Origin of the sequence: Pseudomonas sp. NPDC087626 (assembly GCF_044743405.1) — a bacterium.
Lineage (GTDB): Bacteria > Pseudomonadota > Gammaproteobacteria > Pseudomonadales > Pseudomonadaceae > Aquipseudomonas.
This window is the reverse complement of the sequence record NZ_JBIUWJ010000022.1, coordinates 1-11,132: the sequence shown is the minus strand read 5'-3', so window position 1 is coordinate 11,132 and position 11,132 is coordinate 1. Positions and strand designations below refer to the sequence as shown.

General features: G+C 59.9%; 11 protein-coding genes. 6 read left to right on the top strand and 5 right to left on the bottom strand.

Features of this window, described 5'->3' with window-relative positions:
- The 3 genes from ACIOVD_RS18325 to ACIOVD_RS18315 all read right to left on the bottom strand — a co-directional run.
- Positions 1-432: ribonucleotide-diphosphate reductase subunit beta (locus ACIOVD_RS18325; RefSeq protein ID WP_401129473.1), on the bottom strand; the 432-nt coding region annotated here is incomplete at its 3' end.
- Positions 433-885: 453 nt separating this feature from the next.
- On the bottom strand, positions 886-1,707 hold the full coding sequence (locus ACIOVD_RS18320; protein WP_095169763.1) for an HDOD domain-containing protein: 822 nt from the start codon (positions 1,705-1,707) through the stop codon (positions 886-888).
- 36 nt (positions 1,708-1,743) lie between these two features.
- The gene (locus ACIOVD_RS18315) at positions 1,744-2,685 is read right to left on the bottom strand and encodes a folate-binding protein YgfZ (protein WP_095169762.1); all 942 of its coding nucleotides are present in this window, start codon (positions 2,683-2,685) and stop codon (positions 1,744-1,746) included.
- A gap of 149 nt (positions 2,686-2,834) precedes the next feature.
- Between ACIOVD_RS18315 and ACIOVD_RS18310 the strand changes: the two genes are divergently transcribed.
- Positions 2,835-3,089 carry a succinate dehydrogenase assembly factor 2 gene (locus tag ACIOVD_RS18310; RefSeq protein WP_095169761.1) on the top strand — a complete coding sequence of 85 codons (255 nt, stop codon included), beginning with the start codon at positions 2,835-2,837 and terminating at the stop codon, positions 3,087-3,089.
- Positions 3,073-3,522, top strand: a complete 450-nt coding sequence (locus ACIOVD_RS18305; protein WP_401129470.1) for a protein YgfX — start codon at positions 3,073-3,075, stop codon at positions 3,520-3,522. The genes ACIOVD_RS18310 and ACIOVD_RS18305 overlap by 17 nt, the downstream gene beginning before the upstream one ends.
- Here ACIOVD_RS18305 and nadB read toward each other — a convergent pair.
- Entirely contained in the window at positions 3,491-5,107 is a 1,617-nt protein-coding gene (nadB, locus tag ACIOVD_RS18300; protein WP_095169759.1) for an L-aspartate oxidase, read from the bottom strand. The genes ACIOVD_RS18305 and nadB overlap by 32 nt on opposite strands.
- A gap of 559 nt (positions 5,108-5,666) precedes the next feature.
- Between nadB and rpoE the strand changes: the two genes are divergently transcribed.
- From rpoE to ACIOVD_RS18280, 4 genes are all read left to right on the top strand, one after another.
- Entirely contained in the window at positions 5,667-6,248 is a 582-nt protein-coding gene (rpoE, locus tag ACIOVD_RS18295; RefSeq protein ID WP_003172477.1) for an RNA polymerase sigma factor RpoE, read from the top strand.
- A gap of 31 nt (positions 6,249-6,279) precedes the next feature.
- Entirely contained in the window at positions 6,280-6,867 is a 588-nt protein-coding gene (locus ACIOVD_RS18290) for a sigma-E factor negative regulatory protein (RefSeq protein ID WP_095169758.1), read from the top strand.
- Between the two features lie 8 nt (positions 6,868-6,875).
- The gene (locus ACIOVD_RS18285; protein WP_095169757.1) at positions 6,876-7,835 is read left to right on the top strand and encodes a MucB/RseB C-terminal domain-containing protein; all 960 of its coding nucleotides are present in this window, start codon (positions 6,876-6,878) and stop codon (positions 7,833-7,835) included.
- Positions 7,836-8,084: 249 nt separating this feature from the next.
- Positions 8,085-9,515, top strand: a complete 1,431-nt coding sequence (locus ACIOVD_RS18280) for a DegQ family serine endoprotease (protein WP_095169756.1) — start codon at positions 8,085-8,087, stop codon at positions 9,513-9,515.
- A 263-nt stretch (positions 9,516-9,778) separates the two neighbouring features.
- On the opposite strand, the gene ACIOVD_RS18275 is transcribed toward ACIOVD_RS18280, so the two are convergent.
- Positions 9,779-11,132, bottom strand: a 1,354-nt coding sequence (locus ACIOVD_RS18275; protein ID WP_401129467.1) for a ribonucleoside-diphosphate reductase subunit alpha, incomplete at its 5' end; no start/stop codon positions are given.

The window sequence follows — 11,132 nt, the reverse complement described above, 5'->3', positions numbered from 1 at the left end:
GATGCGGCGCTCGTCGTCGGTCAGGCCTTCCGGGTTAATCCAGAGGGCGATGTCGGCGGTCATGTTGACTTCTTGCGGCATCCAGTGGTTTGCGCAACCGTCCAGGTACTTCTGCCAGGCCCAGTCGTATTTGAATGGGACGAGTTGGTTGAGGTCGGCGCGGCAGTTGATCATGCGCTTCTCGTCGACCGCAACGCGGGCAGAGGCGCCTTCGAGTTCGGCCAGGCCTTCGGCGACGTCGAGTTTGTCGAGGGCAGCCTTGGCGCGAACGATCGCGGCCGAGTCGCTGGCGGTCACGGCGCGCGCTTCCAGCGCAGCAGCACCACCGGCGCTGTCGAGGCGGTCCATGTTGGCTTCTGTTGCGTGGCCAGCATTGGCGCCTTTGGCGACAACTTCGCCGTCTTCTTTATCGAATTCGTCCCAGCTCAGCATGACGTGTCGTCTCCTGCGTGAGGGCCAGTTGCCCGTGTGAAAACTCTGAAGGTCGGTTATTCACACGGCCTGGTGGCCGCGGTGGATCTAAAGGAATCGTTTGTTGCAGCGGTACGCAGGCAAAAAACAGAAATGTCTACGGGTGTCCTGAAGTCGCTGAAGGGCGGAGTCGACATGGTCAGCATCCGGCGATGGCTTCAGCACGGCTTTCACCCTCATGTAAGGAGGTGTTGCAGGCCCGATTTACCGGCGCATTATAGGTGTTTTTTACGGCTTGTGGTGCGACGAAGTAGCCCAGTTAGTGGCCATGAGACCTGCTTTTTCGGGCAGAGCGAGAGTTTATGGGGCTTTGGCCGGCATAGATTTTTTTTGCCGGGTATCGGTAAATTTTTGCCAACCACAGCCAGCTGTCCCGCCAGCTCCACGCAAAGCCCGCCGGGGCGGGCGTGCGGCTCAATAAAACATCGTGCGCGAGTCTTCCAGTTCGGCACAGGGGATGGGCTTGTTCGGGTTGATCCCCAACCGTTTGAAGGCGGGCAGGCTGCTGATGTCGATCTGGGCCAGCGGGTGGTGGCTGCCCAGATGGGCATGCACGGTCGCCACTTGCACCAGGTCGACGTAGTCGACAGCCTCGGGCTGACGCTTGAAGTCCAGGTATTGCCCCGGCAGGTGGACCAGCATTTCCGGAAACTCCCAGACCTGCAGCAGCTTGTCGCCAAGCAGCGGGTGGATGCGCTCGATCACATGGTTGAGGCTGACCGGGTCCGAGAGCAGCTCATAGTGGTCTTGGGCGTAGGTCAGGATTGGCAGCACGCCGATCTGGTGTACCAGGCCACCCAGCGCCGCCTGGTCGGGCTTGAGCTGAGTGTGGCTACGGCACAACGAGTAGCTGATGCCGGCGATCTCCTGGCTCTTGCGCCAGACGTCGCGCATTTTCTGGCCGACCACATCGGAGCGGGCATGGAAGATCTGCTCGATGACCAGGCCGATGGCCAGGTTGCTGCTGTAGTTGATGCCCAGTCGGGTAATGGCCGTGTACAGGTCGGTGACTTCCTGGGCGCCGCGCAGCAGGGGGCTGTTGACCACTTTGATCAGGCGCGCCGACAGGGCGGTGTCGCGGCCGATGACTTTACTCAGGGTGGTGACGCTGATATCCGGGTCTTCGGCGGCCCGGCGAATCTGCAGGGCCACTTCCGGTAACGTTGGCAGAACCAGGTCATCGTTATCGATGGCCTCAACCAAATCCTGTTGGACCTTTTCCGCCAGCTTGCTCATTTCGTTTCTCTAGGTGTTGCGACAAAGTACTGCGGATTAACGCTGGATCTCGCGATCGCGATCCAGTTGGTAAGGCAGTTCGAGCAGGTGCAGGGTCGGGCCTTCGAGCGCGCCCAGGTGCAGGTTGGCACCTTCGGCCGCTTCGGCTTGCAGCACTGCCAGCAGTTCGATGCCCTGTTCGGCGTGTGCGGCGAGGACCACTTCGCCAATGGAGCTGCCGTGGGTTGGCGCGAACAAGGCGGTGCCTGGCTCGGGCAAGTCGCTGGCGTCTAGTTGCAGGCGATACAGGCGGCGCTTGAGTTTGCCCAGGTACTGCATGCGTGCGACGATTTCCTGGCCGGTGTAGCAGCCTTTCTTGAAGCTCACGCCGCCTACCGCCTGCAGGTTGAGCATCTGCGGAATGAACAGCTCGCGAGTGGCGGGCATCACCTGGCCAATGCCGGCGCGGATCTGGCCCAGCAACCAATCGTTGAGGCTGCCTTGCGCGAGGGTGCTCGAGAGTTGTGTCGCCAGGCTCTGTGCCTGTGCGGCCGGGGCCCAGAGTTCAGTGCGGCCAGGGGAGACCCGAATGGCGATCAGGCCGGCGTGGCGGGCGACCGAGTCGGTGTCTGGCGGCAGGTCGAGCCCCAGTGCCGTCAGTGCGGCATCGGCCTCTACCAGGCCAAAACGAACCCAGGCGGCGCTTTCATCAGTGAGTTTGGACTTGGAGAACACCGCGTACTTTTTCAGGTCGGCCAGTTGCGGCTCCAGCAACTCGCTGGCCATCGCCAGCAACACCCCGTCACCCTCCAGCAGGATGCGGAAGCTCGACTGCATGCGGCCCTTTTGGGTGCAGCGGGCGCCGAGGCTCGCCTGGGTGTCGCTCAGGTAGTTGAGGTTGCAGGTCAATTGGCCCTGAAGAAACTTGCTGGCATCGCTGCCGCGGACGGCGAGCACGCCTTCATGGGACAAGGTGCAGAAAAAAGCGGAATCAGCCATGGGTCATCGCAGGGTAAAAGGTCTGGAGGACATCATAAGGGGGTGCTCTGGAAATGGGTAGTTTACAAAAGTCTGGAGGCGCCCGACCAAAGCCGACTGTTCGACCGGGATCGGGGCTGTATACTTGCGCTCTATTTGAGGAGCGCTCCATGGTCGAAGATGTTGAACTCAATCGCCTCTATTGGCACAGCCGCCGCGGCATGCTTGAACTTGACGTGTTGCTGGTGCCCTTTGTCAAAGAGGTTTATGCGCACCTGAACCAGGTCGATCGCGACTGCTACGTCAGGTTGCTCGAATGCGAAGATCAGGACATGTTCGGCTGGTTCATGGAGCGTTCCGAATCGGAAGATCCCGAGCTGCAACGTATGGTCCGGATGATCCTGGATCGTGTCCAGCCCAAGTAATTTCGAATGCCGCTGGCAGGCCTCACGGCAACTGCTGGCGGCCTATCTCCTGGCCCAGCTGTTCGCGCTGGGCTCGCTGTTTCTACTCGATATTGCCCTGTGGGCCCGCCTGGCGGGTGTCTTGCTGTGCCTGGCGCACGGCGCCTGGGTGTTGCCCCGGCAGATTCTCCTGACTCATCCCACAGCCTTCAGTGGCTTGCGCCGCGATGCCGATGGCTGGCAGTTGTGGAGCCGGGCCGGTGGCTGGCAGGCCGTGCAATTGCGCCCCGACAGCCTGGCCTTGCCGTTGATCGTGGTGCTGCGCTTTCGCCTGAGTGGCGAGCGTTGGGTGCGTTCGATCTGTGTGCCGCGTGATGCCCTGGCGCCGGATGTTCACCGGCGCCTGCGGGTACGGCTCAAGTTCAGTCGGCGTAGGTGGGCGGCACCAGGATAGTGTCCAGCGCTTGCGGCAACAGGTCCGGGTAATCGAGGGTGTAATGCAGGCCACGGCTTTCCTTGCGCTCCATGGCTGACTGGATCATCAGTTCGGCCACCTGGGCCAGGTTGCGCAACTCGATCAGGTCGCGGCTGACTTTATAGTTGCTGTAGAACTCGTCGATCTCGTCCAGCAGCAGGCGCACGCGGTGCTGGGCGCGCTGCAGGCGCTTGTTGGTGCGCACGATGCCGACGTAGTCCCACATGAACCGCCGCAGTTCATCCCAGTTGTGGGCGATGATCACGTCTTCGTCGGAGTCGGTAACCTGGCTGGCGTCCCAGACAGGCAGGGCGCAGGGGATCGACACCTGGGGCAGTTGCGCAAGAATGTCCGCGGCTGCCGAGCGGGCATAGACGAAGCATTCCAGCAGCGAGTTGCTGGCCATGCGGTTGGCGCCGTGCAAGCCGGTGAAGCTGGTTTCGCCGATGGCATAGAGGCCGGGGACGTCGGTGCGCCCCTGCTGGTCGACCATCACGCCGCCACAGGTGTAGTGCGCCGCCGGGACGACCGGGATCGGCTGGCGGGTAATGTCGATGGAAAATTCCAGGCAGCGCTCATAGACCGTTGGGAAGTGACTCTTGATGAAGGCTTCGGGCTTGTGGCTGATGTCCAGGTAGACGCAGTCGATCCCCAGGCGCTTCATTTCGTGGTCGATGGCCCGGGCCACGATATCCCGTGGTGCCAGTTCGGCCCGTGGGTCGAAGCGCTGCATGAAACGCTCGCCGTTGGGCAGCTTGAGGTGCGCTCCCTCGCCGCGCAGGGCTTCGGTGATCAGGAAACTCTTGGCTTGCGGGTGGTACAGGCAGGTCGGGTGGAACTGGTTGAACTCCAGGTTGGCCACCCGGCAGCCCGAGCGCCAGGCCATGGCGATGCCGTCGCCACAAGCGCCATCGGGGTTGCTGGTATAGAGGTAGACCTTGGCCGCGCCACCGGAGGCGAGGATCACGAACCGCGCGCCGTAGGTGTCGACCTGGCCGGTGCCGCGATTGAGCACATAGGCACCAAGGCAGCGATCGCCTTCCAGGCCGAGGCGTTTTTCGGTGATCAGGTCAACGGCGACCCGTTGCTCCAGCAGTTCGATGTTCGGGCGTAGCCGCGCTTGCGCCAGCAAGGTGTTGAAGATTGCGGCGCCGGTGGCATCGGCGGCGTGAATGATACGCCGATGGCTATGACCACCCTCACGGGTCAGGTGGAACTCAAAACCGCCGTCTTCGGTGCCCGACTGTTCGTCGCGGGTGAAGGGCACGCCTTGGTCGATCAGCCACTGTATGGCTTCGCGGCTGTGCTCTACCGTGAACCGCACCGCGTCTTCGTGACACAGGCCACCGCCGGCGTTGAGGGTGTCGTCGACATGAGATTCAACGGTATCGGTATCGTCCAGCACGGCAGCGACACCGCCCTGGGCCCAGTAGGTCGAGCCGTTGGCAAGGTTGCCTTTGCTCAATACCGCAATGCGCAAATGATCAGGCAACGTCAGTGCCAGACTCAGACCGGCAGCGCCGCTGCCAATCACCAGAACATCGTGTTGAAACTGTTGGCTCATTTCAGGATTCCGCTCAAAGCGACCCGGGACGGGGTTGGCGCAAGACACCTGAATCGGCGAGTCGAGACAGCCACACAGCGCACTAGTATATAGAGGGGTGGATCGGCACAATAGCCGAGCCTTCGTGGCAATGTGAAACTACTGTGACGCAAAAGACGGATGCCTATATCGGGTGTTTTACCTCGTGAGGAGGCGAAATGCTCAAGTTTTCGGCGACAAACCCTGCTTTTTCGCTTCGTGGTTGCACATTGTTGGTTTCACCCGGCTATTAAAGATTGGGAACTTTTGCCAAGGCCCTAAACTCAATAGAAGGTTGCCTGAAACGAGGGACGACGTCGGTTTCACGCAGGATCTGTGTTCCGGTCAATGCGTATGGATTCGACAACAAGATTATTCGCGCAGCCGGCCAAGCCGGTGCTGCGTTTTTCGTGTGTGCCAAATCAGCGCGCGCAGGAAACTTGCTTGGAGGGGGAGAACTTTTGCGAAAAGCCCGAGTCTATGTTTGCAAGCCTGAACGATTAGTCATGCAAGCCTCCTCCGAGCTTATCGAGGAGTGTTCATGCTAACCCAGGAAGAGGATCAGCAGCTGGTCGAACGCGTTCAGCGCGGTGACAAGCGTGCTTTCGATCTGCTAGTGCTGAAATACCAGCACAAAATTCTCGGGTTGATCGTGCGTTTTGTGCACGACACCCATGAAGCCCAGGATGTTGCGCAAGAGGCCTTTATCAAGGCTTACCGTGCACTTGGAAATTTTCGCGGGGACAGCGCGTTTTATACGTGGCTTTACCGCATTGCCATCAACACGGCGAAGAACTATCTGGTTTCACGCGGCCGCCGGCCGCCGGATAGCGATGTTAGCTCTGAAGATGCGGAGTTCTACGACGGCGATCACGGCCTCAAGGATCTCGAGTCACCAGAGCGTGCATTGCTGCGGGATGAGATCGAAGGCACCGTCCATCGAACCATTCAGCAACTGCCAGAAGATTTACGTACCGCTCTAACTTTACGTGAGTTTGATGGTCTGAGTTACGAGGACATTGCGAGCGTCATGCAATGTCCGGTGGGTACCGTGCGCTCCCGGATCTTCCGCGCTCGGGAGGCCATCGATAAAGCCCTGCAACCACTGTTGCAGGAAAACTAAAGACAGCGGCGACAGCCAAGAGAGGAACGCCATGAGTCGGGAAGCCCTGCAGGAATCGCTGTCCGCAGTGATGGATAACGAAGCGGACGAACTGGAATTGCGTCGGGTGTTGAATGCCTTCGACGATGTTGAAACCCGCGAAACCTGGGCGCGTTACCAGATTGCCCGGGCAGTGATGCACAAGGACTTGCTGATCCCCCGTCTGGACCTGGCTTCGGCCGTCTCGCAAGCGCTGGCTGATGAAGCCGTGCCAGCGAAAGTCAGCCGTGGACCGTGGCGTAGCTTGGGTCGCTTGGCCGTTGCAGCATCCGTGACTGTTGCGGTGCTGGCAGGTGTGCGTCTGTACAACCAGGATGAGATCGCCGGCGTCGAATTGGCCCAGCAATCCACTCAACCGGGTCTGACCGTTCCTCAAGTCAAGGGCCCAGCCGTTTTGGCAGGCTACAATGAGAGTTCGCAAGCCACAGGCCCGATGGCCAATGGTGTCTTGCAAGGTCAGCCAGGCTGGCACGATCAGCGTCTGCCGGGTTATCTGCGTCAACATGCTCAACAAGCTGCACTCAAAGGTACTGAAAGTGCCCTGCCTTATGCTCGTGCAGCGAGCCAGGAAACCCGTTAAGGAGGATCATGCGCGCCATACCTCTACTTACGCTTTTGCTCAGTGGCTGGTTCGTTGTTCCAGCCCATGCCGATGAGGCTCAAGACTGGTTGAACCGTCTGAGCCAGGCCGAGCAGCAGCAGAGCTTTCAAGGCACTTTCATTTACGAGCGTAACGGTAGTTTTTCTACCCACAACATCTGGCATCGTGTCCAGGATGGCAAAGTCCGCGAGCGTTTACTGCAGCTCGACGGCTCGGCCCAGGAAGTCGTACGCATTGATGGACGTACTCAATGCGTGAGCGGCAGCCTGGTGGCAGGGCTGGAGGACACCCCCGACGCGTCCGCTCGAGCACTTGACCCACAAAAGCTGAAGAATTGGTACGACCTTGCCGTCATCGGCAAGTCGCGCGTGGCCGGGCGCGCGGCGGTGATTGTTTCGCTGACGCCCCGTGACCAGCATCGTTACGGTTTTGAATTGCACCTGGATCGGGAAACCGGTCTGCCGCTCAAATCCTTGCTACTCAATGAAAAAGGCCAGTTGCTGGAGCGCTTCCAGTTTACCCGCCTGGACACCGCCGACGTGCCGGGCGACCAGGACCTGCAGGCCAGTGACGAGTGCAAGACCGTGGCGCTGGACAGTAACAAGGCCACGGCCGCGAAGACCGCCCAGGCCTGGCACTCCGATTGGTTACCGCCGGGCTTCGAGTTGACCAGCAGCAGCGCCCACAAGGATCCGCAGACCAAGGCTCAGGTTAGTAGCCTGATGTATGACGACGGCCTGGCGCGTTTCTCGGTGTTCCTCGAGCCGCTCAATGGCGAAGTAGTCACTGATACTCGAACCCAGCTTGGGCCCACCGTTGCCGTTTCACGGCGCTTGACCACCCCCGATGGTGAGATGATGGTGACCGTGGTGGGGGAAATTCCGATCGGCACCGCCGAACGGATCGCGCTGTCCATGCGCACCGCTCCATCGACGTCCAAGCAGTAAGTCGACCCAGTGCCGCTCATCGAACGACGGGTTGGTTGTGGAAAAGGTCAGTCATGGCTGGTTCCACAATCGAGATGTCGAAATGTTTGGTGAGCATTTCAGTTTGCAAAACTTCTTAAAATTTTCTATAGGTCAGAGCCCCTCGGCTCTGGCCTTGTATAGTTGTTCCCGGAACAAAAGTACCGATGGCGGTTGCCTGGTGTTTCTTGTTCCCTATCGCTTAACCATGCTCGTCGTAACGGGAGCCGTATGTCGATACCACGTTTAAAATCCTACCTGACTATTTTTGCCACCGTCTTGGTGCTGGGTCAGACAGTTGCCGCCCAGGCAGCCGAACTGCCGGACTTCACCCAACTGGTCGAGCAAGCCTCGCCAGCCGTGGTGAACATCAGTACCACGCAAAAATTGCCCGACCGCAAAGTGTCTAACCAGCAGATGCCTGACCTGGAAGGCTTGCCACCGATGCTGCGCGAGTTCTTCGAGCGCGGTATGCCGCCACAGCAGCGTTCCCCTGGCGGTGGCCGCCAGCGTGAAGCGCAATCCCTGGGTTCGGGCTTCATCATTTCCCCGGACGGCTACATCCTGACCAATAACCATGTGATCGCCGATGCCGACGAAATTCTCGTGCGCCTGGCTGATCGCAGTGAACTCAAGGCCAAGTTGATCGGCACCGACCCGCGTTCCGACGTGGCGCTGCTGAAAATCGAAGGCAAGGACCTGCCGGTGCTGAAACTGGGTAAATCCCAGGACCTCAAGGCCGGGCAATGGGTAGTCGCCATCGGTTCGCCGTTCGGCTTTGACCATACTGTGACCCAAGGCATCGTCAGCGCGATCGGCCGTAGCCTGCCGAACGAGAACTACGTACCGTTCATCCAGACCGACGTGCCGATCAACCCGGGCAACTCCGGTGGCCCGCTGTTCAACCTGGCGGGTGAAGTGGTGGGGATCAACTCCCAGATCTACACCCGTTCCGGTGGTTTCATGGGCGTCTCGTTCGCCATCCCGATCGATGTGGCAATGGATGTCTCCAACCAGCTCAAAAGCGGTGGCAAAGTCAGTCGTGGCTGGTTGGGTGTGGTGATCCAGGAAGTGAACAAGGATCTTGCCGAGTCCTTCGGCCTGGACAAGCCGGCCGGCGCGCTGGTGGCTCAGATCCAGGACGACGGTCCGGCAGCCAAGGGTGGTTTGCAGGTGGGTGATGTGATCTTGAGCATGAACGATCAGCCGATCGTCATGTCGGCAGACCTGCCGCACCTGGTGGGCGCACTCAAGGCCGGCGCCAAGGCAAACCTTGAAGTGATTCGCGACGGCAAGCGCAAAAACGTCGAGTTGACGGTTGGCGCGATTCCGGAAGAAGGCAAGGAGCTCGATGCACTGGCCAAAAACGGTGTCGAGCGCAGCAGTAATCGTCTGGGCGTGGCTGTGATTGAGCTCAGCGACGAGCAGAAGAAGGCGTTCGACCTCAAGGGCGGCGTGGTGATCAAGGAGGTCCAGGACGGTCCTGCTTCATTGATCGGCCTGCAGCCAGGCGATGTGATCACGCACCTGAACAATCAGGCGATCGTATCGGCCAAGGAGTTCACGGAGATCGCCAAGGCACTGCCGAAGAATCGTTCGGTGTCGATGCGGGTCCTGCGCCAGGGGCGCGCCAGCTTCATTACCTTCAAGCTGGCTGAATAACCCGGTTACTCGCAACAAAAAAACCGCCTCGATTGAGGCGGTTTTTTTGGTCTGGAGAATGTACCTCCAACCAGCAACGAGTCGACCATTGCCCGCGATGCACTCAGCAACAATACGATATTCGCTGGCAGTCAGCGTCCGCAGGGGCTGTTCGCGGGCAAGCCTTGCTCCTACGGATGGGCAGGCAAAAGAAAACCCCCGGCAAGTCCGGAGGACCTGGCGGGGGTTTTGGGTAAGCGCCGGGTGGCGCCTACGGGCTCAGCTTATTGGCAAGCTTCGCAATCCGGCTCGTCGATGGCGCAAGCCTTCGGCACTGGTGCAGGACCTGCTGGAGCTGCCAGGACCGAGTCGTCACCGTGGTTGCCGCCGCTGGAAACAGCGTTCAGCTTGCCGGTGTTGATGGTCGACTTCTCGGTGCTGGTCGCGGCCAGGGCACGGAGGTAGTAAGTGGTTTTCAGACCACGGTACCAGGCCATGCGGTAGGTCACGTCGAGCTTCTTGCCCGATGCGCCAGCGATGTACAGGTTCAGCGATTGGGCCTGGTCGATCCACTTCTGACGACGGCTGGCCGCGTCAACGATCCACTTGGTGTCCACTTCGAAGGCTGTCGCGTAGAGCTCTTTGAGTTCTTGCGGGATGCGCTCGATCTGTTGCACCGAACCGTCGTAGTACTTCAGGTCGTTGATCATGACCGAGTCCCACAGGCCACGAGCCTTGAGGTCGCGAACCAGGTACGGGTTGATCACGGTGAATTCGCCCGACAGGTTCGATTTCACATAGAGGTTCTGGTAGGTCGGTTCGATCGACTGCGATACGCCAGTGATGTTGGCGATGGTCGCGGTCGGTGCGATGGCCATGATGTTGGAGTTACGAATGCCTTTCTGTACACGGGCACGTACCGGTGCCCAGTCCAGGGATTCGTTCAGGTCAACGTCGATGTACTTCTGGCCACGGGCTTCGATCAGGATCTGTTGCGAGTCCAGTGGCAGGATGCCTTTGGACCACAGCGAACCCTGGAACGTCTCGTAGGCGCCACGCTCGTCGGCCAGGTCGCAGGAGGCCTGGATCGCGTAGTAGCTGACCGCTTCCATCGACTTGTCGGCAAATTCGACGGCAGCGTCGGAGCCGTAAGGGATGTGCTGCAGGTACAAGGCGTCCTGGAAACCCATGATGCCCAGGCCGACCGGACGGTGCTTGAAGTTGGAGTTCTGCGCTTGTGGCACCGAGTAGTAGTTGATGTCGATAACGTTATCGAGCATGCGTACGGCGGTGTTCACGGTGCGTTCCAGCTTGGCGGTGTCCAGCTTGCCGTTGACGATGTGGTTCGGCAGGTTGATCGAGCCCAGGTTGCAAACGGCGATCTCGTCCTTGTTGGTGGTCAAGGTGATCTCGGTGCACAGGTTCGAGCTATGGACCACGCCTACGTGCTGCTGCGGGCTGCGCAGGTTGCACGGGTCTTTGAAGGTCAGCCATGGGTGGCCGGTTTCAAACAGCATGGAGCGCATTTTGCGCCACAGGTCTTGGGCCTGGATGGTCTTGAACAGCTTGATCTTGCCCGGGTACTGGGACAGGGCTTCGTAGTACTCGTAGCGCTCTTCGAAGGCCTTGCCGGTCAGG